Origin of the sequence: Colwellia sp. BRX10-9 (assembly GCF_014077405.1) — a bacterium.
In the GTDB taxonomy this organism is placed as follows: domain Bacteria; phylum Pseudomonadota; class Gammaproteobacteria; order Enterobacterales; family Alteromonadaceae; genus Colwellia_A.
Genome location: NZ_JACGVV010000014.1, coordinates 28,797 through 51,526 on the forward strand (window position 1 = coordinate 28,797; position 22,730 = coordinate 51,526).

Consider the following 22,730-nt stretch of genomic DNA (forward strand, 5'->3'; position numbering starts at 1 on the left):
ATGAAAAATAAACATGAAAAATTTGAAACAAATGTTGGTTTGTTTGCTATTTTCACTATTCTCGCGATAAGTATTGGCGGCTTAGTTGAAATAACACCGTTGTTTTTTCAAAAAGCAACGACAACACCTGTTGACAACCTCAGACCTTACACCGCTTTAGAAATGGAAGGTCGTGATATTTATATCCGTGAAGGTTGTAATGTATGTCATAGCCAAATGATACGCCCTTTTCGCGCTGAAACTGAGCGATACGGGCACTATTCAGTCGCTGGTGAAGGCGTATGGGAACATCCATTCTTGTGGGGTTCTAAACGTACAGGTCCTGACTTAGCTCGTGTTGGTGGTCGTTATAGTGACGATTGGCATCGTGCGCATTTACTTGACCCTCGTTCAGTGGTTCCAGAGTCGAATATGCCTTCGTTTAGCTGGTTAGCTGAAAACAAGTTAGATGGCGAATTAACCGAAAAGAAATTAGCTACTTTTAATTTCTTAACGCGCAATCGCAGCCATAAAGATGAACAAGGTAATCGTATCCCGTTATATTCAGCTGCAGATTTAGCCGGTGCTAAAGACGCGGTTAAAGATAAAACGGAAATGGAAGCTCTTATTGCTTATTTGCAATCTCTCGGTCATGCGTTGAAATAATGATGATGGATTATGGCACCCTCAGAGGGTTAATAGCTTTATTAATATTGGCACTATTTATTATTATTGTGGTTTGGTCTTATTCTAAAAAGCGTAAAAGCGCTTTTGATGAAGCTGCAAACTCTATCTTCGAAGAAGATAAAGAAAAGACTGAGCTTAATGACGTGAATGGCAAACAGGAGACTAATAAAAATGTCTAGCTTCTGGAATATATGGGTTTGGGTTTTAACCCTAGGAACTTTAGTCGGTTGTTTTTTACTACTTCGCTATTGTTTAAAGAACTTTGCAGGTGTTCCTGAAGGTGAGTCAATGGGACACACCTTCGATGGCATCGAAGAATTGAATAATCCACTGCCGCAATGGTGGAGTACATTCTTCTTATTAACTATCATTTGGGCTTTTGGTTATTTAGCACTCTATGGTTTAGGTAATTGGACTGGATTTATTGGTTGGAAAAGTTCTAACCAAGGAATTTTGAATCTTGCTGAATCTAAAGCGCAGATAATAGCCGCAAAAGAAAATGGTTATTTAGTACAGTATGACCGTGAAATTGAAGCCGCCGATTTAAAATATGGTCCAATTTTTGATGCCTATGCTGCACGCACCATTGAAGACTTAGCCACTGATGAAGAAGCGTTAAAAGTAGGTCAACGCCTATATTTACAAAATTGTTCTCAGTGTCATGGTTCAAATGCAAGTGGTACTACCGGTTTCCCTAACCTAACCGATAAAGACTGGTTATACGGCGGAGACCCACAGTCGATTAAGCATTCACTTTTATATGGTCGTAATGCTAATGGTATGATCGCTTGGGGCTCAGCATTAGGTGATCAAGGCGTTAAAGATGTTACCGCCTATGTACTGAGTTTAAGTGGTCGTGAAGTTGACGTTGCCAGTGCTGCTGCCGGTAAAGAAAAGTTCGCTCTGTGCGCAAGTTGCCATGGTGCTGACGGTAAAGGTAGTTTAGCTATGGGTATTCCTTTAGGAGCGCCTAACTTAACTGACAACATATGGTTGTATGGCGGCTCTCCACGTGCCGTTGAGTCATCTATTAAAAATGGTCGAGCTGGTGTAATGCCCGCATGGAAAGATATTTTAGGTGAACAAAAAATACATCTTGTTAGTGCATATGTGTATAGTTTATCGCAAGAATAACTGCGCTTAATTAGTCTCAATATATCAGCCTTGCGGTATTATTACCGCAAGGCTTTTTTATATCTTCCAAGCCAAGAATAGTGAGTAAATTGTTGGTTTTTTAATAGTTCCCAATAGAAAAAAGTCGTATAATATGCGCACTTTCACCGACTGAATTTTTAATATGAAAACATCTTGGTACAAAGAGCCTTGGGCTTGGTTCGTTTTTATTCTCCCCGCTACCGCGGTTGTTGCTGGTATTTCGACTTACTTTATTGCTAACCATAATCCCGATCCATTAGTCGTTGGTGATTACTATAAAAAAGGTAAAGCAATTAACCTAGAAGTATCTAAAGTAAAGCTTGCCCAAAAATTAGGGATGCGCTTTGCATTAAAACTGCAAGATAACGAATTAATTATCAAACCTACCGGTATTGATAAAGTATTCCCGGTGTTAAATCTTAATTTTTATCACCCGACTCTTGCTGATAGAGATTTCTATTTAGCACTCACGCCTGACGGTAATGGCTATTTTAGGCATGTCTTTGATGAACCAGTAAAGGGAAAATGGCGCTTAACCATAACGCCTTTTGAGAATCACTGGAAAATTCAAAATACTATTTTCTTACCTCAAAGTGAATTTATCGATATTATTCCTAATGTTAGAGAAGCTAACTAAGCGCCAATAGTCTCTATTAGCTTAGGTGTTGATTAACCTCACCTAAGCAACACCTCTATAAAAACCAATTATTTGCTTGGCCTCAACATATGAAAACACTTTGTTATCACTGCAGTGAAATTGTTCCTAATGGGTTAGATTTATCAATAAAAATTGAGAATACCATGCAGCCGATGTGCTGTATTGGATGTCAAAGTGTTGCTCAAGCGATTATTGATAACGGTTTAGGTGAATATTATCGTTTTAGAACAGCTCCCGCACTGAAAGGTGAGCCTCTGGTTCCTGAGCAGTTACAACGTAATAAGTTACTTGATGATGACAGCCTACAAAGTGAATTTACTTATAAAAATGATGAATATAGCGAAGCAATTTTAACGATTGACGGTATAAGCTGCGCGGCATGTGCGTGGCTTATCGAAATGCAACTTATCAAGATAAACGGCTTAATTAAAATTAATGTAAATGCCACGACACAACGTGCAACTGTTCGATGGAATAATAGTGAAGTACAACTTAGTGAGCTGATTAATCATATCAGCAATATTGGTTACCAAGCCCTCCCTTTTAAAGCGAGTACCGCCGAAAAACTTAACAAAACCCAAAGTAATAATTATATTAAACGCCTAGGTATCTCTGGTATTTTAATGATGCAAGTCATGATGATCGCTTTTGGCTTATACTTTGGCGCCTTTTCTGGCATGGACGAGTACAACTTAATCTATTTACGCTATGCGAGCTTATTCTTGACCTTACCTATTGTCACCTATGGCGCATTACCCTTCTACAAGGGAGCTATTAATGCTTTAAAAGTGAAGCGTTTATCTATGGATGTTCCTGTTGCTATAGCGATTTCACTGGCATTTTCGGCCAGTGCTTGGGCAACAATCACTCAGCAAGGTGAAGTCTATTTTGAATCAGTATCGATGTTCACTTTTTTACTACTTATTGGTAAATTTTTAGAATTTAGAGCAAGAAGTCGCGCCGCGGAAGTCTCGGCTAACTTGCTTAAGTTAATGCCGATGATAGCGACAAAACTCATTGATGATAAAGGAACAGAAAAAGAAGTCATACTACCAGCAAAAAAACTTCGTCCTCTCGATATTGTACTCATAAAACCAGGCGAAGTGGTTCCCGCTGATGGCACAATAATTACAGGCAGCAGCCAACTCAACGAAGCGATGTTGTCGGGTGAGCAGTTACCCTTAAATAAATCAATAGGCGATACTGTCTTTGCAGGCACTATAAATGGTGACGGTAATATCAACGTTGAAGTTAAACAAGCCAGTGAACATTCTTTTTTAAGCCAACTGATCAGATTAAGTGAATCATCTCAGGCGCATAAACCCAAATTAGCAAAATTATCAGATAAAATCGCTCAATACTTTGTTGCGATTATTTTACTAACCGCTATAGGCACTGCATTTTATTGGCAACAGCATTTACCTGAAGAAGCTTTTTGGATCACCTTATCGGTACTCGTTGCTACCTGCCCTTGCGCATTGTCACTGGCAACCCCCACAGCGTTAACCTGTGCGACCACACGCTTAAACCGCGAAGGTATCATGATCAAATCTGCACATGTTATGGAAACATTACCGAAATTAACCACTATTGCTTTTGATAAAACAGGTACCTTAACTTCTGGTGATTTTTCTATTAATGAAATAAAGCGCTTTAATAATGAAAAGCTTAACTATAGCAAGCAGCAGGTTTTAGCTATAGCAGCAGCGCTCGAGTCTTATTCTGAGCACCCTTTAGCCAAACCGTTTAAAGCATTTCGTGATTACTCCTACCATACTCAAGCCGTTGAAATTAAATCTGGTGCTGGTATTCAAGGGAAAGTGAACGGTCAAAACTTTCAAATCGGTAAACCTAATTGGTTGCTTAGCGAATCAAGTATGTTGGCAGAATTTGCGACGGCTTCTTGCCTATTAGTAGCAGACAACCAATTAGTCGCTGCTTTTTATTTAAGCGATGAAATTCGCAATGATGCCCAAACGCTGTTAGATGACTTAAAGAAAAGTAATATTTATACCATCATGCTATCGGGTGATAACCCTGCTGGCTGTGAAAAAGTTCAGGCATTGCTACATTTAGACGAGATACATAGTACTTTGACTGCGGCTAATAAGATGGCGATAATAAAAAGTCAGCCTAAAAACTCAACCGTTGCTATGGTCGGCGATGGTGTCAATGATACGCCAGTATTCGGCGCAGCCCATGTCTCGATTGCTATGGGGAGTGGCACCGATATAGCTAAAAGTGGTGCCGATGTTATCTTACTCAATAATCGTTTAAAGTCGATAACAACATTAAGACAAGTCGCCAATAAAACTCGTCGCATTATTTGGCAAAATTATTTTTGGGCATTCGGTTATAATGCTATTGTATTGCCCCTTGCCGTTTCAGGCTACATTACCCCCTATATGGCGGTTATAGGTATGTCTGCAAGTTCGATATTGGTTATCACTAACTCGTTACGTTTATTAAAAAAGTAAACGCAAACTTATAATAGAGCATAAAGACCATGAGCATTATTTATATTTTGATCCCCATAGCGATAATCCTAACCTCTATCGCCATTTATTTATTTTTTTGGGCAGTAAAAACTGAACAATTTGATGATTTAGAGAAACAAGGTATGAGTATCTTGTTTGATGAAGATGAAAACACTACCACCAAAAAGTCCACTGAAACCCATAGCGAAAATACAGCTAAGAATGATACGGGTAGTAAATAACAGCCATGTTGAGTATAGATTATTTATCGGCATTCATCATCGGCTTGTTAGGTTCGGGACATTGTATCGGTATGTGCGGTGGTATAACAACGATGTTAACATCTGCTATATCACCGCAACAAAAAGGCAGCGATAAATTTAAGCTGGTCGGTGCATATAATGTTGGCCGAATTTTTTCTTATAGCTTAATTGGGGCAATCGTTGGATTTAGTAGTTCTATTGCAATAAAGAATATTGGCGTTCCATTAGGTTTTTTACGGTTATTTGCAGCGGTATTTTTAATTTTATTAGGCTTGTATTTAGGCCAATGGTTAATGTGGCTATCAAAAGTTGAAAAAATGGGTAAGTTCCTTTGGCGCTATCTATCCCCGTTAAGTAAAAGGTTTATTCCCATTAATAATGCTAAACAAGCGCTAGCATTAGGAGCAGTCTGGGGATGGTTACCTTGTGGTTTAGTCTACTCAACATTAACTTGGTCCTTAGCCAGTGGAAGTGCCCTCAGTGGCGCCCTAATTATGACCAGTTTTGGTTTAGGTACTTTACCAGCCTTGTTAAGTCTTTCACTTGGCTCTTTTGGTATAAAGTCGTTGGTAACAAACACGAAATTCAAGAAAATAATGGCGCTAATGATAATTTCATACGGAATATACAGTTTAATGTTTGCATATCAGCAATTGTTTTAATATGATCGATAAATTAGGGATAACTCATTTAGGTTAATATGTATAAAAAGCCATGTTCTACATCTCAACATATTCATTGTCAAAACTGTAGTATCAGCGAGCTGTGTTTACCTTTCTCTTTAAATGATAAAGAACTCGATACACTAGACAGCATTATTGACCGTAAACGCCCTATTCATAAAGGCGAACAAATTTTCCAAGATGGCGACAAAATGCAAGCTTTATACGCTATTCGCTCTGGAACATTCAAAACATTTACGGTAAATGAACAAGGTGAAGAACAAATTACCGGTTTTCATTTAGCGGGTGATTTATTAGGTTTTGATGCTATTGCTGAGTCAGAGCATCCTAGTTTTGCAAAAGCCTTAGAAACATCTATGGTCTGTGAGATACCTTACAATACTTTAGATTCATTATCGAATACGATGCCTAAGTTGAAAAAACAAATTCTTCGCATGATGAGTTCCGAAATCCGCTCAGATCAAGAAATGTTAACGCTACTTAACCGCAAAAATGCTGAACAACGCTTAGCAACTTTTATTTCAACCTTAGCCAGTCGCTATCATGCACGGGGTATGTCACTAACAGATTTTCGCCTAACGATGACGCGAAGTGACATTGGTAATTATATTGGTTTAACGGTTGAAACCATCAGTAGATTATTAAATCGTTTTCAAAAAAATGAATTAATCACAGTTGATGGAAAACTCATCACAATACTTAATATGGATAAACTTAACGAGTGTGCTTCACTGTAGTTTATCGCTTTTTTAAATAATTATAGATAAATGCTTAACATTAAAGATGTTAAGCATTTTTTTTATTGAAATATTATGATTTAAAGCAAATAATATCTATTAATTATGGTCTATTATTAATATTATTTAATAACTAGGGAGTAAATATTATGGATAAGTATAAAAAAATATTAGCCGTTATTGATCCAACCACTGAAAATCAAAAAGCGTTGAAACGTGCGATTGAATTAGCACGACATAGTGGCGGACAGATCACTGCATTTTTAACCATTTATGATTTATCTTATGAAATGACCACCATGCTTTCTGGCGATGAGCGAGAAGCAATGCGTCAATCGGTTATTAATGATCGTAAACTATGGTTAGAAGAAAAGATTTCAGAAACTGATCACCAAGACATAACCATAGATACCTGTATTATTTGGCATAATCGCCCATTTGAAAAGATCATAAAAAAAGTACTGGCTGAAAACTTCGATATTGTCATCAAAGGCACCCATCAACATGACAAGCTAAAGTCGGTTATTTTTACGCCAACAGATTGGCATATCTTAAGGAAATGTCCCTGCCCAGTATTACTGGTTAAAGACCATAGCTGGCCAAGCAATGGTAATTTACTTACCGCACTCAATATCGGTAGCGATGATGATGAGCACAAAGCGCTTAATAATAAGTTAACCCAAGAATCAATAGTGTTTTCTTCACTGATTAAAGCCAATGTCCATTTAGTGAATTCTTATCCAGGTACGCCAGTAAATATTGCCATTGAAATTCCAGAGTTTAACGCCTCTGAATATAACGACACTATGTTTAATCATCACAAAAGTGCGATGAAAGACCATGCTAATAGCTTTAATATTCCGCTTAAAAATACCCATGTTAAAGAAGGTTTACCTGAAGATGTTATTCAAAGTATTTCTAAGCACGTTGATGCTGAATTAGTTGTGTTAGGTACTATTGGTCGAACGGGGATTTCAGCGGCACTTATTGGTAATACTGCAGAGCATGTCATTGACCGCCTTAACTGTGATGTCTTAGCGATAAAACCTGATGGTTACCTCTCGCCATTAGCTTAATATTGAAATATGTAAATATCCATTAAAAAGCCGAGGATTTCCTTGGCTTTTTGCTATACTACGCGCGGTAAAATTCATACTTTTTATTTCAAATATCTCTAGGAAACACTATGAGCGCTCAATCAGCGACACCAATAACATCTTTAACACCCAGCCAAAAAATACAGCTGAGTAAACTTGAGAAGCGCTTAAGACGACATGTTGGCCAAGCTATCGCGCAATATAATATGATAGAAGATGGCGATAAAATAATGGTGTGCTTATCGGGTGGCAAGGACAGTTACGCCCTTCTGGCTATTTTAATGTTGTTAAAAGAATCAGCGCCCATTCATTTTGATATTGTTGCCGTTAATCTTGATCAAAAACAACCCGGTTTTCCTGAGCATATCCTTCCCGAATACTTAGAAGCTTTAGGTGTTGAATATAAAATTGCGCAAGAAGATACCTACTCCATTGTTAAAGATAAAATACCTGAGGGGAAGACCACCTGCAGTTTATGCTCTCGTTTACGCAGAGCTATTTTATATAAGGTCGCTGCAGAAATAGGCGCAACTAAAATTGCACTAGGCCATCATCGTGATGACATGGTTGAAACACTGATGCTAAATATGTTTTATGGCGGTAAATTAAAATCAATGCCAGCAAAATTGGTCTCTGATAATGGTGAGCATGTCGTCATTAGACCGTTAGCTTTTTGTAAAGAAGCAGAACTCATCCAATATGCACAACTAAAAGCGTTCCCAATTATTCCTTGTAATTTATGTGGCTCTCAACCTAATTTACAACGTCAAAACATTAAGAAAATGTTACAGGACTGGAATGTTAATCATCCAGGACGAATTGAATCTATGTTTACTGCCATTCGCAATGTGGTTCCATCACATTTGTGTGACAGTGAACTTTTTGATTTTAAAGGGATTAACGCTGATTCAGGCATTATCAATGGTGGCGATATCGCTTTTGATGATGAACCTATTATTGCCGCTCAATTAACAAACAACGTCAATATTGAAGACAATTCAAAAGCCAAACTTTCATTAAGTAACAGTTTGAATATTATAGAAATAAAGTAGAATCTACCTTAATTAATACCAAGTATCTAAGCGCGATAACAACACCTGTTAAAAGAATGAATGTTATCGCTCGCCATCATTATCTGACGCGTAATAAAATAAGCCGAGCCTAAATAACCTTAGGTTTTGGCTTCGACAATATTTTATCAAAATACACTTTATTATGGCGGATCATTTCTGTTATTTCTAAGACATAATCAGTGCCTCTAATAGAATAACGCAGTAATCCTGTTGCTAAGATTTGTGGCGATAGTGGTTGTTCTTGAGCGCGTAACTGCCCTCTAATTGAACGAAAAACACCATAAGCATGATTAGTATTAATATTGTGTAAATAACGCTGTACCGCATGCTCTAAACTATTAAATGCCGCTACTTCATGTTTAGCACCGTCATCTCTTCCTCTTGGCACCATGCCACAACCCTTTTTATAGCACCACATACCAAAAAAGTTTAAACCAACTCGAGCAAAACGAGAAGTGCCCCAAGCTGATTCATTGGCTGCCTGCACTAATACTAGTTCAACAGGCACAATATCAATACGCAAAAATAATTCATTAAGTTGCTGTAGCGGCGAGTGTTTTTGATTAACTTTATATTTCTTAATTAATCGCTCAAGCAAAGCTTGTTGATCTGCTAAAAGATTTTCCTCGAGGAAAAGTGTTTCTATCATCAAGGAGACTTCTGCCCTTAACATAAGAATATTGCTATTCTCTTGCGCTATTGCTGGATAAATATAACGGAAAAACTGACGTTTTTTCGTTTTAACATCGCTTATAGAAGCAAAGTTTGGGATCTTAACGTTATGAAGCGGTTGCTCAACCACTTTTACTTTCGCCTTGACCACAGGAACGATAACAACGTTTGTTACTTCCGGCGTGGGAAGTTCAAAAGTTGGCGCTAAAAAAGTGAAGGGCGCAATAAGCGCAAGAAAAAATACACTTATTAACACAGTTCTCATCAAATATTGAATGATCATAGTAGCCTTTTTGTTAACAATAAGGTTTTGCACAGAGCTTTACGCTGAAAATGTATCACTCGTTTGCTGAGCGGGTACATCCGTGGCTTGTAACTGCATGCCAAAAATTTCTCGGTATAAAATGCCTTTAACATTATAAAATAGCGGTGCTATAAATGTTAATGCGACTAAGAAAAGCATAACACCAATCACTGAAAATTGTGTTTTAGCAAGAATGGCTAAGGGGATTAAAGATAAAAATAAAGTTAAAAAGAGTAAGCTATAAATAGCGAGTAACTTAAACCACTGAAAACGTGTAGCTTGTAAACTCAAGGTTATAGCTTTTATCGGTGATAATTTTTTATCTACTACAAGCGGCAGTACTAATGACAAGGCGACCGCTAAATAAATACCTGGAAAAACAAATAAACTCATACCTAAAGTTATTAATACTGACGTTAACAGCGCACAAACAGCAACCCAACTGCCTCGTTTTAAGAAAGCAAAAATTAATTTACTATTGGTTTTTAAGCCAACGGCATGAAAAACGCCCATCATCTCGACACCAACTAAAAAAGGATAGATAACCATAGTGACAACAATATTTAATAATGTTGTTGATTGTGGGTCTTTAATCACTTGTTCAATACCACCCATGGTATTACTGATCAAAAATGAAACAACAATCCCCAAAATAAGCGTAAAAAGTAATCCTAAATTAATAGCGATTCGCGAGCGAAGTGTTAATTGCCACGCCTCTTTTAATACCGAAGAAACGTCAATAGTATATTCACCCTGCAAAGACTTTTCTATGCTACCACCAATTTGTACTACTTTTTTTTCATCCACGAAAATGACTACCTTTGTGTAAATTTTTCAACATTATAGCAAGTTGATTTGATATTGGAAAATAGCATAAATTTTCACCTGAATTATTGGTGTAATTTAGCAATACGTTTTAATATATTTTGAAAGTAATGAGCACCTTTCTCTTGGGCTAAGGCAATATTATTATCAGGTATTTGCTGTGGATTTTTATACACAGATAGTACCTTTTCCATACTCGCTTCTCGTATTAAATGAAGCGTAGGTAATGGCGAACGGTTGGTATAATTAGAGGCTGCGTTGAATGGCTCACCTTCAAAATAATAATCAGGATGAAAACTGGCCAGTTGAAAGATACCTTCATGACCTAAGGTGAACAACAATTCATTAGCCTCATCGAGTAAATCAAGGTAGCTTTCAAAACCTTTAAAGCCTTCAGTAAAAATCAATAAAGTCGTTTCTATGCTGGGGTCAGCCACGAGTCTTTCAAATTCTATGGCTAATTCTGCTAAAGCCGGTTCGACCTTTTTTGCTGGGCAAACTTGATAATGTATCGTGTTATTAACAAACTCTTTTTTTGCAAAAGGGCAAAAATTCAAACCAATAATTATTTCTTCTAGCCACTGCTTAGTTTGTGAAATTTCAACGGCATACATTTGTTTATCAGGCATTTTGTTGCAGTTGCCATATCGTTGCGTAATGACCCTTTTTAGTGAGTAGTGTTTGATGGTCGCCCTGCTCGATTATTTCCCCTTTGTGCAGGACAATAATATTATCGGCATCAATAATAGTTGATAATCGATGAGCTATCACTAAGCTAGTGTGATCTTTAGCCACCTCTTTGATTGCTTTTAAAATAGCTTGCTCTGAGTGACTATCAAGTGACGACGTTGCTTCATCAAAGACCAAAATAGCAGGATTTTTCAAAATGGTCCGGGCAATGGCAACCCGTTGCTTTTCGCCCCCAGAAAGCTTTAAGCCACGCTCGCCAACGACGGTATCAAAACCTTTTGGTAACGAGGTAATAAAGTGACTTAAATGCGATAATCTTGCGGCTTCTTCAACTTGTGCATTACTCGCGTTTACATTGCCATATTTAACATTTTCAAATAAACTTTCATTAAATAACACCGTATCTTGTGGCACGATGCCAATATTCTTTCTCAAGGAATGTTGCGTAATATCAGTTACGGCTTCGCCGTCAATTTTAATACAGCCTTGTTGGCAGTCATAAAAACGAAAAAGTAGTTTCACTAAGGTCGATTTTCCTGAGCCACTCTCGCCAACAACAGCGACTTTTTGACCCGCTTTAACGTCGAATGAAACATTTTTTAAAATGGGTCTTTGCTCATCATAAAAGAAGCTAACGTTATCAAATTTAATAGCACCATGGCTTATCGCTAATTCTTTGGCATCTTGTGCATCAACAACCTTAGGTACTTTTTGCAACAAGGTAAACATTTGCTCAATATTTGCTAAAGAACCTTTTATTTCTCGATAAACAAATCCTAAAAAGTTTAAAGGGATAAATAATTGCATCATAAAAGCATTAACCAGGACAAAGTCTCCTAAGGTCATTTGTTGATGAGTCACTTGATAAGCCGCTAACGCTAACATTGCCGTCATCGCTAACGACACGATAATGGCCTGACCACCATTTAAAGCAAACAGTGACAAACGGTTTTGCATTTTTGCTTTTTCCCAATCAGCTAATTGACTGTCGTAAGCTGTTGATTCATATGATTCATTAGTAAAATACTTAACCGTTTCATAATTTAACAGACTGTCTATTGCACGAGTATTACTTGATGAGTCAGCTTTATTTGCGGCTCTAATGTAGCGCGTGCGCCATTCTGTTGCGTAAATCGAGTAAGCGATATAGCTGGCAATAGAGACGCCGGTGATCAGCGCAAACCAAATGCCATAATTCACCCATAATATGGTAATAACCATAATTATTTCGAGTAAGGTTGGCACAATATTAAAAACCATAAACCGCATTAAGAAGTTAACCCCAGACGTACCACGGTCAATGTCACGCGAGAGTCCACCTGTCTGGCGGTCCAAATGAAAGTCTAAGTCAAGTTGATGGAGGTGCTCGAAAACCTTCAAACCAATGCGGCGGATCGCTCGTTCGGTAACACGGCCAAATAAGGTGTCGCGTATTTCTGCCAGTAGCACAATAGTTAAACGCACTAGACCATAAGCGGCAACTAAAGCAAAAGGCACAATGAAAATATTGTTTTCTTGTTGAGCATCAAGTCCGTCAACGATATCTTTTAAGATAAAAGGCAGATAAACACTGGCGAGTTTAGTTAACACCAAACAAAACAACGCAAAACCTATTCGCACTTTAAATTCGAGTAAGTAGGGAATAAGTGACTTTAGCACTCGCCAATTAATGGTGGCATTTTCAGGTGACGAGTAGGAAGATCTGCGCATTAAGGGATATTACTCTGGTAGGAATTAGGCAAACTTTAACGGCTTTAATCACTTAAAGCAATCAAGAAAATCAACCCATAGTGAACACAACATCTGTTTTTCACTTAATTGAAAAAGCGCTGCCGCACTGTAGTAGCTATAAACTGAGTATATTAAGTACGTCTCTGCATATCTAATCCATAACGCCACTTTAATCATGACGCTGATCTGAAATAAACAGCTAAAAAAAAATGATTATAATTTGTTGTTAGCAAATTATAATCAGCATTTAATCGTCTCTAAGAGCGAAGGAGAACTCCATAGTTATTTAAAGTTCCCCCCTTTTAAATAGATAAGTAAAAGAATCACATACCGGTAAATATACGTACCTAAAAATTTAATGCCTTACGTTAAGCTTTAAATTGTTGCGTTAATTTATTGAGCTCATCTGAAGAACTTTGCATAAGTTGAGAATTTTTTGTCATCGCATTTAATTGTTCTAAACTGCTATGACCTGCGCTAACAATTCTATTAACGTTACTGCTTAACTCTTCTGCAACAGTACTTTGTTCTTCAACCGCAGAGGCTATTTGCGTCGCCATTTCAGTAATTTGTTCTGTAGAGCTTAAAATGCTACTAATAGACTCACCTGAACTGAGTGCATTTTCAACTGACGCCTTACTTTTAACCTGGCTATCTTCCATAACATGAACCGCTGATTTAGCACCTGATTGTAAACGTTCAATGGTCTGCTGAATTTGTGCAGTGCTTTCTTGAGTTCGACTGGCCAAAGCCCTAACTTCATCGGCAACCACAGCAAAACCACGCCCTTGCTCTCCAGCACGAGCCGCTTCAATGGCGGCGTTTAACGCCAATAAGTTTGTTTGTTCGGCAATTCCGCGAATGACATCTAAGACTGAAACAATGCCTTTAACATCATCCTCAAGCGCACCAACCACCTTAGTGGCTTCATTAAGGTGATCAGATAAGCCATTTATTGACTCAATAGACTCTTTAATAATAGCGGATACTGCTCGTGCATCTTGATTTGCTTGCTCTGCTGAGCCTGCAGTTAACTGAACATTATTAGCAATTTCTTTTGCTGACGCTGACATTTCAGTGATGGCGGTAGCCACCTGATCCGTTTCAGACTGTTGATTTTCTAAATGCCCACGACTGGCCTCAGAAGCTTGATATACATTTTGTGACACCTCTGAAGTCTGCTTTACCGACAATTGAATAGATTGAACAAGTAATTGAATTTTATCTACAAAGACGTTGAATGACTCTGCAACAAGGCCTATTTCGTCTTCACGTTTAACGCGTAGTCGCTGCGTTAGGTCGCCTTCTCCACGCGCAATATTCTCTAAAGCATTGGCAACTTCACTTAAAGGCTGCGTTACTAGTTTAGCGAATAGAAAGTAGATCGCTGAAATTAAAAATACGTCAAGCAATACTCCTTTAACAATGATGCGAGAAGCTAAAGATGACAATTCGAGATCTATTGAAGAACTATCGATAAACAAAGTAACATTACCAACACTGGTACTTTGACCGTCCTCAATATGTTGTAACTTAAAAGTGATCGCTTCGTTTGTTTTCTTTCCTTTTGATTGAGATATTGTTTTTTTATCTTCATTGGTTATTTCTATTAAAGCGATGTCTTCTGATTGTTGTTCCGAGTTTAAAATACCCTTCATTTGATCTTCTTCATAATTCCAAACAGCAGAAGGTAAATTAAGTTTCAATCGAGACTCGACCAAAGAAAGTTGATTTATTTGCTTATTTTTCAGTAAATTACTTTGTGCCATATAATCATACACACCAAAAGAAATGACGAGTGTGGTGACAATAATCAATGCTGAAAAAATAAGTTTAAATGATATAGATTTAGTAACGTTCATATTATTTTTATACCTTTTTACTGCCAGTCTTGTAGACCATATTTATTTAGAATATCTTTTAGCTGTCCAGATGCTCTAAGTGTTTCTGTACCTTTCTCGATTAATTCAATGTACATTTTACTGGTCGGCTTTGCAGGTGAACAAGCAATGTAAATCGGTGCTTTCTCAGCGTTAGTCCCTGCGCTTTTTAGTGCTTCATTAAAACCAAGTTCTTTTAACTTTGCATTCGCGACTGAAACCGATTCAACGACAACATCAATTCGGTTATTAACGAGTTTTTTAAAGTTTTTTTCCAAAGCATCAGTTCCTGAAACATCTTTAAAAACATCGGGTCGACTTTTTATTAACGCGTCAAACTCTTCGCCATAAGCATAACCACTAATAACACCTACTTTCTGAGTTAATAGCGAATCAAAACCGGTAAATGTCCAAGTTGATGCATTATTAACATAATATCCCGTACCATCCATTCCCCAATTCAAAGAAGGAAAAATAAAATCGGGTGCATCTTCAGGATACGCTCCGACAACGCAGTCAAACTTACCTTCACGAACCGAGTTTATCGCCCTTTCCCATGGCATTACCTTATAATCAACTGTATGTCCTGCTGCTGTAAAAATTGCTGTAGCCATATCAATCATATAGCCTTGCTTGTCGCCATTTGGATCGCCATTCATCGGAAACCAATCGTCCGCACGAATAGTAATTGTCGCTGCAGATGCTGGCAGTGAAATGGCAATAGTAAGTAAACCAATAACTAGTTTCATCGTATTAACCTTGTATAATGTATAGTTGAGTGAATTACGCACATCTGCTTTTAATCAACTGTTATCATGTTCATTAATAACAAAGTGCGTAAATACAACAATCTATTGAGTTAGCCTGAAAAACTATTCTTTATGTATAATTGACATAAGGTCCTATTCATTCAAATATTTTTTCATCACCGCCGTAATATCAATCTTCTTTAAACCTTCATTATAGATAGCTAACCATTTCTGACCTTCTGCACTCTTTTTAAAGGCTACGAACAATTCTTTTTCTGTCAACAACTTAGTATTCATTTGCACTTGTTCTTGCGCCTTTTCTAAGTCTTTGCTATTTGCTAGTAAGTAGCTGAAAACATTGGTATCGATAACAGCAGCATCGATTCGACCACCCGCAACTTTACGAATATTGGTTTCATCAGAGGTAGCGGTTTGCGCTTTTATTTCGCCACTAGCAATTAATGCATCAACTTCAGCTGTATTAACATAATCTTGAACTACGCCAATTTTATATTGCGTTAAATCTTTAACCGCAGACCATACTATGGGTTTTTTCTTGTTTTCAATTAACCCTAAAGGGCCCTTCCCCATCGGATTAGAAAATGAAAACTCATTTGACTCATAGTAATACTCAGGAAAATAACCTGCATATTTTGAGTCTGGTTCCGATGCAAGCTTTACAGCACGGCTCCAAGGGAAAAAATCAACCTTCAACTCATGTCCCATTGCCTTAAACGCTGCTTTAGCTACAGCAACTGAAGCACCTTGCTCATTTAAAGCCTTTCCTGAATATGGCGGCCAAGTTAACGAGGTTAGATGGACGGTGTCGCTAAATGCGGGTGTGCTAAAAGACAAAATTAATATAATTTTTATGACTTTATTAAACATGGCTATCTCCTAAAACTGAAATGTACGAGCAACGGTAAGCAATAGTGTGGTATCGCCATAAGTATCTAAATCAGTGCCGTGCAGCCCTAATGAAAAATCAAAACCATTGGTACTAAAGTTACTGGTGACTTGCCAGTGGTTATAACTGTCACTACCGGGCTCCCATTGCCATTTGTCATCATCTAAACTACTCGACCTGTCAATACCCACTAATAAAGTTAACTCATCATTAATGGTAAAGGTATGATTTAACATAACAATGTAATGACCTGCCCCTGTTCCAAAGTAATCCCAAGCATACCAAAAGTTTAAATCGGTAGCGCCGAAATTCCATTTAGTATATATCTCAGTATAGTTACCGTCAGAACTATAGCTTGCGCCGTTATAAGTATATTGAGCAACGCCAACATCAAGATTAACGTTATCATTTACTGCGGTGTAATAACCGAGATAAACATCTGCTTCTATATTCGTATCATCACCAAAATCAACATTTGACGCCCAACCACCCGCATACCAACCCCCCGCACCAGACCAATCAAGACTACCTTGAAGTGCTGGGCCCTCATCTGTTTGACTAACACCATTAAAAAGATAATCGCTTGCTACTGTAACGGTTGATGACCAGTCAGCGAACGCAGGTGAAGACATGGTAAGTAAAGTTGTTACTAATATTAAATGTTTTTTCATTAAGTTAATCCTATAAAAGATATCTATAAAATTATAGTCACTGATCGCTTAATAACAATATTTTACTGATATTAATAAGTAGATGGGCTAACTCAACTCATTGATGGTGAAGAACTTGTATGGTGATTACGGCAATAAATGTTAGCAGATGAGTTATTTAAGTCGTATTGGTATTAGGTAATTGCTGTATTAATGCTACTTTATGTTAGTTTGCATTGATAATAGTTAGTCGATATCGATGTTATTATCTAGTCATCAACTCCGCGATGAATAGGGTGTGATAAGTTTGTGTGACTTTCCCTAGAGGCCATTTATCTAAAATGCCAAGATATTAACCTATCTCGATAAAGATGAAGTTAGTTTGTTAAATAGTTAAATAGTTAAATAGTTAAATAGAGGTTCGAAAATCAACAGTCGCTTTACGGCCACCACTTGCATCATTATTTTGATATGACCAATGCATTTTATTGACGATTTTATCAACTAACCTTAAACCTAAACCATAGCCGTAATCAGCACCACTGTGATCAAAGTCACCTTCACTTATATTAATATTTTCAACGATAACTAGGCCTTGGCTACATTGAATAATAACTTCGCCTTCTGCTGTATATTGAAATGCATTGCGAATTAGATTGTTGAGGATCAAGCGACAAGGTGTTTCAAGTACCTTAATATGAGTAGGCGTCAATTTAAGTGTTATTTTAACTTTTTTACTTTGTAATAAGTACGCGTTATCTTCAACCAAGTTGTTAATCATCAAGTTTAAGTCTATTTCGACTAAAGCCAATGTTTGTTGATTGCTTTGTTCTATGGAGTGTTCCTGGCTGAGCCATAATAGTGTTTCTGTGGTGTGTTGCATATTGAGTGCTGCCCTACTGATTCGGGCTAAAGACTGTTCACCTTTGTCTTTATTATTTTCGCTAGAGAATATTCGGGTTAATAATTCACTGTTACTTTTAACAACCGCTATTGGGGTTCGTAATTCATGACTTGCATGGCGTAAAAAATCTTGTTCTTTACCAAGCATAGCACTGAGCCTTAATAGCGCTTTTTGTTGTTGAACTGCAATCGCTGTTAATTCATAGAATTCAAAGTTTGGTGTGTCTTGCTCAACATTTTCAAGGGTTAAACTTTCAACCCAATCACCAATACGGTAAAAGGGTGTTAACGTTCGTTTAAGCAATAACTGGACAGAAAAATGCATCACTAATAAAAAAATTAATGCGATTGGCCACGTTAGCTGGAACATTTTACTGATACCCATTTGGCTTAAGGCATCATATTGTTTAATATTTATTTTTCGTACTAAATAAAAAATTTTACCATCAAATAAGGGCTGTGCAATAACAAATATAGCCTGCTCTGGCCATGAAATAAAAGTGTCTTCACTGAAAAGTCTAATGTTATCCATCGCCATTTTTTTTACATTTTCAAAGGCAGCAAAATGCTCTCGTACTTCGACGGGAAGACTTTTCCAATCTAAAAAACCTTGGAAGTGAATGTTATTAGGCAGTGGATGATCGATGTTTTTTTGATATTGACGTGCAAAATCATTACTTTCTAAATGAAGATCCTGAAAGTTAGCTTCATCAAGCCCATGAATAAAATAAAAGTTAATCACTAAGGTGTAACTAAGCACGATAATTAAGGCAATCATGCTTTGTACTTTTAAGACGTATCGACGAAGGGTTTGTGGTTTTTTCTTAGTTTTACTCATATCAATTATTAACTATAAAGTAGCTATTATAATGTTCATTAATCTCATCATGCACGAAAAACAAAACCTTGTCCCGCCACCGTATGAATAAGCTTACTTTCATTGCTGGTATCGACTTGTTGTCTCAATTTAAACAAATGGACTTTCAAACTATCACTGTCTGGTTGTTCATTACCCCAAACAGCTTGTAACAGTTGTTTTTTTGAAACAACCTCAGGTGATTTTCGCATCAGTACTTCAAGAATTTTCCAACCTGTTGGTGACAATTGTAACGTACGTTGTTGCCGTTTTAATGTTTTAGCGCCAAAATCAGCGTCAAGACCGAACAGTGATAATCGGTTTGTTTGACCACTGCGGCGATTTGCTAACACCTGAATACGGGCAATCAGCTCTTGCATTTCAAACGGTTTAACCAAGTAATCATCTGATCCTGCCGCAAAGCCAGCCAGTTTATCATCTAAGGTATCTCGAGCGGTCAACATCAAAATCGCCGTACTATTTCCTTGCTCGCGCATTTTTTTGCAGACGGTTAAACCGTCCATGCGCGGCATATTCACATCGAGGATCATCACATCAAAGTGGTGATTACTGAGCAATGCTAAGCCAGCAACACCGTTAGCTGCGTGATCACAGGTTATGCCTTCTAATTCAAGATAATCAATAATTGTTGTCGCTAAATCAAGATCATCTTCAACTAACAGTACATGAACTAGCATCGACTGATCTTAAAGAAACTGGCATATAAAACAGGTACAACCGCTAAGGTTAAAATTGTGCCAACGCCTAAGCCGAATGCTAATACGGTTGCCATACCATAAAACATTGACATTGGGTCTATCAATAACGGTAATAACCCCATAATGGTGGTAACGGTTGTCATCGTTATTGGGCGTAACCGTGTTAAACACGAATTAACAATGGCTTGATAGTCACTTTGCCCTGTGGCTCGTTCAATTTCAATTCGGTCAATTAAGACAATCGCATTATTAATAATAATACCTGCCAAACTATAAATACCTAAGGTGACCATAAATCCAAAAGGCGCATTCATGACTAATAAACCAACAACCGTCCCTATCAGTGATAAGGGAATAGTCAGCACAATAATTGACGCTCGGCGGAATGAATTAAATTGCATAACCAATAAAATTAGCACCAAACCAATAACCATCGGCATACTAGCCCCAAGAGCTTGTTGCGCTTCTTTAGACTGGACAATAACACCGTCGTATTCAATTAAATGGTTAACGGGTAAATCTTTTTTTAATGCTTGAATATCGCCGTCAATAACCCCCTTTAGATCTTCCGCTGTCATTTGGGTATTACTGGCTTCAATCGTGATAGTGGTAAACATGTTCTCACGTTGAATTTTTGCATACTGATTAACTGGAATAAAGTCTGCCACTTGAAATAACGGCACTGATGATCCAGTTTGATTAGAAAATATTGAAACGGTACGCAGCCTATCTAGATTAAAACGCTCTTCTTCTTCTGCGCGAAACACCACGGGAATAATATCATCGCCATCACGATATTCAGTAACATTAGCGCCGCTAAAGTAGCCTTGTAAGGCGGTAGCTACGTCAGAAGAGGTAACACCGGCTCGACGGGCACGATGTTGATCAATTTTAACTTGCATCTTAACAATACGATTTTCCCAATCGGTACGCACATTTTTAGTATGAGGGACCGCTTGTAAAACGCTCATAATTTCTTTAGCTTTTTCATATAAAATGTCTTTATCAGGACCTTTTACTTGAATACTTATTGTGCTTGAATCTGAAGGGCCCGCAAACATCCGCTTAACGCGTCCAGACACATTGGGGAAGTTTTCAATAATACCGTTATGTAATTTATTAACAAAAGTATTAATTTTTGTCTCATCTTTAACATTAATGACGACAAACCCTTTATTATTAGCGGGATCTTCTGGATTAAGTGTTAATACAAAACGCGGTCCGTTAAAACCAGAATACCCCGAATAGTTACTGATCTCAGGAAAACTCGTCTTATCATCTAACCAAGTAAACACCTCTTGCATTTGACGATTAGTTTCTCTTGCCGAAGTCCCATTAGGTAGGTCAATGTACATCATCACCTGAGTTCGGTCAGAGTCAGGAAAGAATTGTTTTTTTAGTAAGCCAAAGCCACTTAAAGATACGATTAAGGTGACGACCATCAAGGTCATAAAAATGGCTTTATGTGCTAAAACCCAATGAAGAAATTTTTCATATATTTGATAGAATTTCGTTGAATTTTCAGTGGGTTTATCTGTTGTTGCCGACCCCTTATTTTCAGCTTTGATAAAGAAATAACAAAGCGTTGGAGTAACACATAAAGCTAAAACCCAACTGGTCATCAACGTTATCAGTATAACCAGGGAAACTGAGCGGGTGAATTCACCCGCCACATGCTCGGCAAGCATTAAGGGTAAGAAAAATAAAATAGTGGTTACCGATGAACTGAGTAATGGCATGGCAAGTTCTTTACCGCCCTGGCACATGGCATCAAAGCGGTCTATACCTTGTTCAATTCTTCGTTTAAAGTCTTCAGCGATAACAATTCCATTATCAACCAATAAACCCAAGGCAATGATAAGTGTTGCTAAGCTCATTTTCTCTAACGTCATACCAGAGAACTTCATAATAGCTAATGTGGTTAGCATCACAAAAGGTACAATTGAGCCAACAATTAAACCGGTACGTAAACCTAAAAAGTAAATAACAACCAATAATACAATCACCAGTGTTTGTATTACATTGATTGAGACCCCTTCAATAGATTTCTGTACTTGATCCGCTTGATAAGTTGCAATATTGATTTTGTAACCAATCGGTAAAGTATTTTCAATATTGGTGACCATATTTTTAACTCTTGGCGCATATTCCAATAAGTTATATTTTTGCAGCATGGAAACCCCAAACATAATAGCGGGTTCGCCATTAAAGTAGGCAGGTTTATCTGGCGGATCAATAAAGCCCCGGCGCAGGCTAACAATATCTTTTAGCGCGATGGTATCGTCAGTCCCGGTGATCCTAATATGAGTATTACCTATTTCTTCCAGTGAAGAAAAATTACCCGTTGGTTCAACCACTATGGAACGTAAACCCGTATCGATTTGTCCACCTGGACTAATAATATTTTGATTTTGTAGTTCACTAATAATGCTACGCGGTGAAATACCCAATTGAGCGAGTTTAGCTGTTTTTACTTCAAGGTATATTCGCTCAGCTTGAACGCCGATAATATCAACCTTTTTAGTACCGGCAACACTGTATAAATTGTCACGAATATGTTTAGAAATATCATACATTTCACCTAAGTCAAAACCGTCAGCGGTTAAGGCTAAAGTGACAACAGATACGTCACCAAATGAGTCATTAACAAAAGGAGGACTAGTCCCTTCTGGCAAATTCAATTGCGCTTGTTTAACTTTATTACGTAAATCTTGCCAAATATTATCTAAATTAAAATAGCGATCGTAAATTTCAACATGAATGACCGATTGTCCCGTCATTGAGGTCGATGTAAGTTTTTCAACTTCAGGAATTTTTCTAATTTCTTTTTCAATGGCACGCGTGATTAATTGTTCAACACGTTCGGGGGCCATGCCTGGGTATGAAGTGGTAACAATGGCTTTACGTATAGTTATTGTTGGGTTTTCTTGTGCTGGTAAGGTTAAATAAGCAAAAACACCGTTGATCAATAATAAGGCAAGTACCATTAAAATGGACTTTCGGTAGGTAAAAGCAATTTTAGTTAAATTCATAAA

Annotated in this window: 21 protein-coding genes; 10 read left to right on the top strand and 11 right to left on the bottom strand. The window is 37.5% G+C overall.

Annotation, left to right across the window (positions count from 1 at the left end; genetic code table 11):
- From ccoO to ttcA, 10 genes are all read left to right on the top strand, one after another.
- Nucleotides 1–645 carry a cytochrome-c oxidase, cbb3-type subunit II gene (gene ccoO, locus H4J69_RS10020; protein WP_070376712.1) on the top strand — a complete coding sequence of 215 codons (645 nt, stop codon included), beginning with the start codon at nucleotides 1–3 and terminating at the stop codon, nucleotides 643–645.
- Between the two features lie 5 nt (nucleotides 646–650).
- Entirely contained in the window at nucleotides 651–845 is a 195-nt protein-coding gene (locus tag H4J69_RS10025) for a CcoQ/FixQ family Cbb3-type cytochrome c oxidase assembly chaperone (protein WP_070377255.1), read from the top strand.
- Nucleotides 838–1,800 carry a cytochrome-c oxidase, cbb3-type subunit III gene (gene ccoP, locus H4J69_RS10030; RefSeq protein ID WP_182244459.1) on the top strand — a complete coding sequence of 321 codons (963 nt, stop codon included), beginning with the start codon at nucleotides 838–840 and terminating at the stop codon, nucleotides 1,798–1,800. Before H4J69_RS10025 ends, ccoP begins: the two co-directional genes overlap by 8 nt.
- Nucleotides 1,801–1,963: 163 nt before the next feature.
- A complete protein-coding gene (locus tag H4J69_RS10035; protein WP_182214365.1) occupies nucleotides 1,964–2,458 on the top strand; it encodes a FixH family protein in 495 nt (164 codons plus the stop codon).
- Between the two features lie 89 nt (nucleotides 2,459–2,547).
- Nucleotides 2,548–4,956, top strand: a complete 2,409-nt coding sequence (locus tag H4J69_RS10040) for a heavy metal translocating P-type ATPase (protein ID WP_182244458.1) — start codon at nucleotides 2,548–2,550, stop codon at nucleotides 4,954–4,956.
- Between the two features lie 29 nt (nucleotides 4,957–4,985).
- Complete coding sequence (ccoS, locus tag H4J69_RS10045; RefSeq protein WP_182214361.1) at nucleotides 4,986–5,198, top strand: cbb3-type cytochrome oxidase assembly protein CcoS; 213 nt, start codon at nucleotides 4,986–4,988, stop codon at nucleotides 5,196–5,198.
- A gap of 5 nt (nucleotides 5,199–5,203) precedes the next feature.
- Nucleotides 5,204–5,881 (top strand): sulfite exporter TauE/SafE family protein, encoded by a 678-nt coding sequence (locus H4J69_RS10050; protein ID WP_259367741.1) that lies wholly within the window; start codon nucleotides 5,204–5,206, stop codon nucleotides 5,879–5,881.
- Between the two features lie 38 nt (nucleotides 5,882–5,919).
- Nucleotides 5,920–6,639 carry a fumarate/nitrate reduction transcriptional regulator Fnr gene (gene fnr / locus H4J69_RS10055; RefSeq protein ID WP_182214359.1) on the top strand — a complete coding sequence of 240 codons (720 nt, stop codon included), beginning with the start codon at nucleotides 5,920–5,922 and terminating at the stop codon, nucleotides 6,637–6,639.
- 149 nt (nucleotides 6,640–6,788) lie between these two features.
- Nucleotides 6,789–7,715, top strand: a complete 927-nt coding sequence (gene uspE, locus H4J69_RS10060; protein WP_182244457.1) for a universal stress protein UspE — start codon at nucleotides 6,789–6,791, stop codon at nucleotides 7,713–7,715.
- 110 nt (nucleotides 7,716–7,825) lie between these two features.
- On the top strand, nucleotides 7,826–8,788 hold the full coding sequence (gene ttcA / locus H4J69_RS10065; RefSeq protein ID WP_182214355.1) for a tRNA 2-thiocytidine(32) synthetase TtcA: 963 nt from the start codon (nucleotides 7,826–7,828) through the stop codon (nucleotides 8,786–8,788).
- Between the two features lie 109 nt (nucleotides 8,789–8,897).
- Here ttcA and H4J69_RS10070 read toward each other — a convergent pair whose 3' ends face one another.
- The 11 genes from H4J69_RS10070 to H4J69_RS10120 form a co-directional block, all read right to left on the bottom strand.
- Nucleotides 8,898–9,764, bottom strand: a complete 867-nt coding sequence (locus tag H4J69_RS10070; RefSeq protein WP_182244456.1) for a glucosaminidase domain-containing protein — start codon at nucleotides 9,762–9,764, stop codon at nucleotides 8,898–8,900.
- Nucleotides 9,765–9,803: 39 nt separating this feature from the next.
- Nucleotides 9,804–10,592, bottom strand: coding sequence for a hypothetical protein (locus H4J69_RS10075; protein ID WP_182244455.1), 789 nt, complete (start codon nucleotides 10,590–10,592; stop codon nucleotides 9,804–9,806).
- Nucleotides 10,593–10,675: 83 nt separating this feature from the next.
- Nucleotides 10,676–11,239, bottom strand: coding sequence for a DUF1415 domain-containing protein (locus H4J69_RS10080; protein WP_220467870.1), 564 nt, complete (start codon nucleotides 11,237–11,239; stop codon nucleotides 10,676–10,678).
- Nucleotides 11,232–13,010, bottom strand: a complete 1,779-nt coding sequence (locus H4J69_RS10085; RefSeq protein ID WP_182244454.1) for an ABC transporter ATP-binding protein/permease — start codon at nucleotides 13,008–13,010, stop codon at nucleotides 11,232–11,234. The genes H4J69_RS10080 and H4J69_RS10085 overlap by 8 nt, the downstream gene beginning before the upstream one ends.
- Before the next feature lie 389 nt (nucleotides 13,011–13,399).
- Nucleotides 13,400–14,893 (bottom strand): methyl-accepting chemotaxis protein, encoded by a 1,494-nt coding sequence (locus H4J69_RS10090; protein ID WP_182214348.1) that lies wholly within the window; start codon nucleotides 14,891–14,893, stop codon nucleotides 13,400–13,402.
- Nucleotides 14,894–14,910: 17 nt separating this feature from the next.
- Nucleotides 14,911–15,660, bottom strand: coding sequence for an ABC transporter substrate-binding protein (locus H4J69_RS10095; protein WP_182244453.1), 750 nt, complete (start codon nucleotides 15,658–15,660; stop codon nucleotides 14,911–14,913).
- 153 nt (nucleotides 15,661–15,813) lie between these two features.
- Nucleotides 15,814–16,548, bottom strand: coding sequence for an ABC transporter substrate-binding protein (locus tag H4J69_RS10100; protein WP_182244452.1), 735 nt, complete (start codon nucleotides 16,546–16,548; stop codon nucleotides 15,814–15,816).
- Between the two features lie 9 nt (nucleotides 16,549–16,557).
- Nucleotides 16,558–17,238: a TorF family putative porin gene (locus H4J69_RS10105; RefSeq protein ID WP_182214343.1), complete on the bottom strand. Its 681-nt coding sequence runs from the start codon at nucleotides 17,236–17,238 to the stop codon at nucleotides 16,558–16,560.
- A gap of 388 nt (nucleotides 17,239–17,626) precedes the next feature.
- Nucleotides 17,627–18,958 carry a HAMP domain-containing sensor histidine kinase gene (locus H4J69_RS10110; RefSeq protein ID WP_182244451.1) on the bottom strand — a complete coding sequence of 444 codons (1,332 nt, stop codon included), beginning with the start codon at nucleotides 18,956–18,958 and terminating at the stop codon, nucleotides 17,627–17,629.
- A 47-nt stretch (nucleotides 18,959–19,005) separates the two neighbouring features.
- A complete protein-coding gene (locus H4J69_RS10115) occupies nucleotides 19,006–19,674 on the bottom strand; it encodes a response regulator transcription factor (protein ID WP_182244450.1) in 669 nt (222 codons plus the stop codon).
- Nucleotides 19,668–22,727: an efflux RND transporter permease subunit gene (locus H4J69_RS10120; RefSeq protein WP_182222142.1), complete on the bottom strand. Its 3,060-nt coding sequence runs from the start codon at nucleotides 22,725–22,727 to the stop codon at nucleotides 19,668–19,670. The genes H4J69_RS10115 and H4J69_RS10120 overlap by 7 nt, the downstream gene beginning before the upstream one ends.
- Nucleotides 22,728–22,730 lie beyond the last annotated feature (3 nt).

Coding starts and splice junctions, on each gene's coding strand:
- H4J69_RS10095 (WP_182244453.1), bottom strand. CDS start 15,660: ATGAAACTAGTTATTGGTTTACTTACTATTGCCATTTCACTGCCAGCA.
- H4J69_RS10080 (WP_220467870.1), bottom strand. CDS start 11,239: ATGCCTGATAAACAAATGTATGCCGTTGAAATTTCACAAACTAAGCAG.
- H4J69_RS10050 (WP_259367741.1), top strand. CDS start 5,204: ATGTTGAGTATAGATTATTTATCGGCATTCATCATCGGCTTGTTAGGT.
- H4J69_RS10105 (WP_182214343.1), bottom strand. CDS start 17,238: ATGAAAAAACATTTAATATTAGTAACAACTTTACTTACCATGTCTTCA.
- H4J69_RS10120 (WP_182222142.1), bottom strand. CDS start 22,727: ATGAATTTAACTAAAATTGCTTTTACCTACCGAAAGTCCATTTTAATG.
- ccoS (WP_182214361.1), top strand. CDS start 4,986: ATGAGCATTATTTATATTTTGATCCCCATAGCGATAATCCTAACCTCT.
- fnr (WP_182214359.1), top strand. CDS start 5,920: ATGTATAAAAAGCCATGTTCTACATCTCAACATATTCATTGTCAAAAC.
- H4J69_RS10085 (WP_182244454.1), bottom strand. CDS start 13,010: ATGCGCAGATCTTCCTACTCGTCACCTGAAAATGCCACCATTAATTGG.
- ccoP (WP_182244459.1), top strand. CDS start 838: ATGTCTAGCTTCTGGAATATATGGGTTTGGGTTTTAACCCTAGGAACT.
- H4J69_RS10100 (WP_182244452.1), bottom strand. CDS start 16,548: ATGTTTAATAAAGTCATAAAAATTATATTAATTTTGTCTTTTAGCACA.
- H4J69_RS10070 (WP_182244456.1), bottom strand. CDS start 9,764: ATGATCATTCAATATTTGATGAGAACTGTGTTAATAAGTGTATTTTTT.
- H4J69_RS10115 (WP_182244450.1), bottom strand. CDS start 19,674: ATGCTAGTTCATGTACTGTTAGTTGAAGATGATCTTGATTTAGCGACA.
- ccoO (WP_070376712.1), top strand. CDS start 1: ATGAAAAATAAACATGAAAAATTTGAAACAAATGTTGGTTTGTTTGCT.
- H4J69_RS10025 (WP_070377255.1), top strand. CDS start 651: ATGGATTATGGCACCCTCAGAGGGTTAATAGCTTTATTAATATTGGCA.
- H4J69_RS10110 (WP_182244451.1), bottom strand. CDS start 18,958: ATGAGTAAAACTAAGAAAAAACCACAAACCCTTCGTCGATACGTCTTA.
- ttcA (WP_182214355.1), top strand. CDS start 7,826: ATGAGCGCTCAATCAGCGACACCAATAACATCTTTAACACCCAGCCAA.
- H4J69_RS10090 (WP_182214348.1), bottom strand. CDS start 14,893: ATGAACGTTACTAAATCTATATCATTTAAACTTATTTTTTCAGCATTG.
- H4J69_RS10035 (WP_182214365.1), top strand. CDS start 1,964: ATGAAAACATCTTGGTACAAAGAGCCTTGGGCTTGGTTCGTTTTTATT.
- H4J69_RS10040 (WP_182244458.1), top strand. CDS start 2,548: ATGAAAACACTTTGTTATCACTGCAGTGAAATTGTTCCTAATGGGTTA.
- uspE (WP_182244457.1), top strand. CDS start 6,789: ATGGATAAGTATAAAAAAATATTAGCCGTTATTGATCCAACCACTGAA.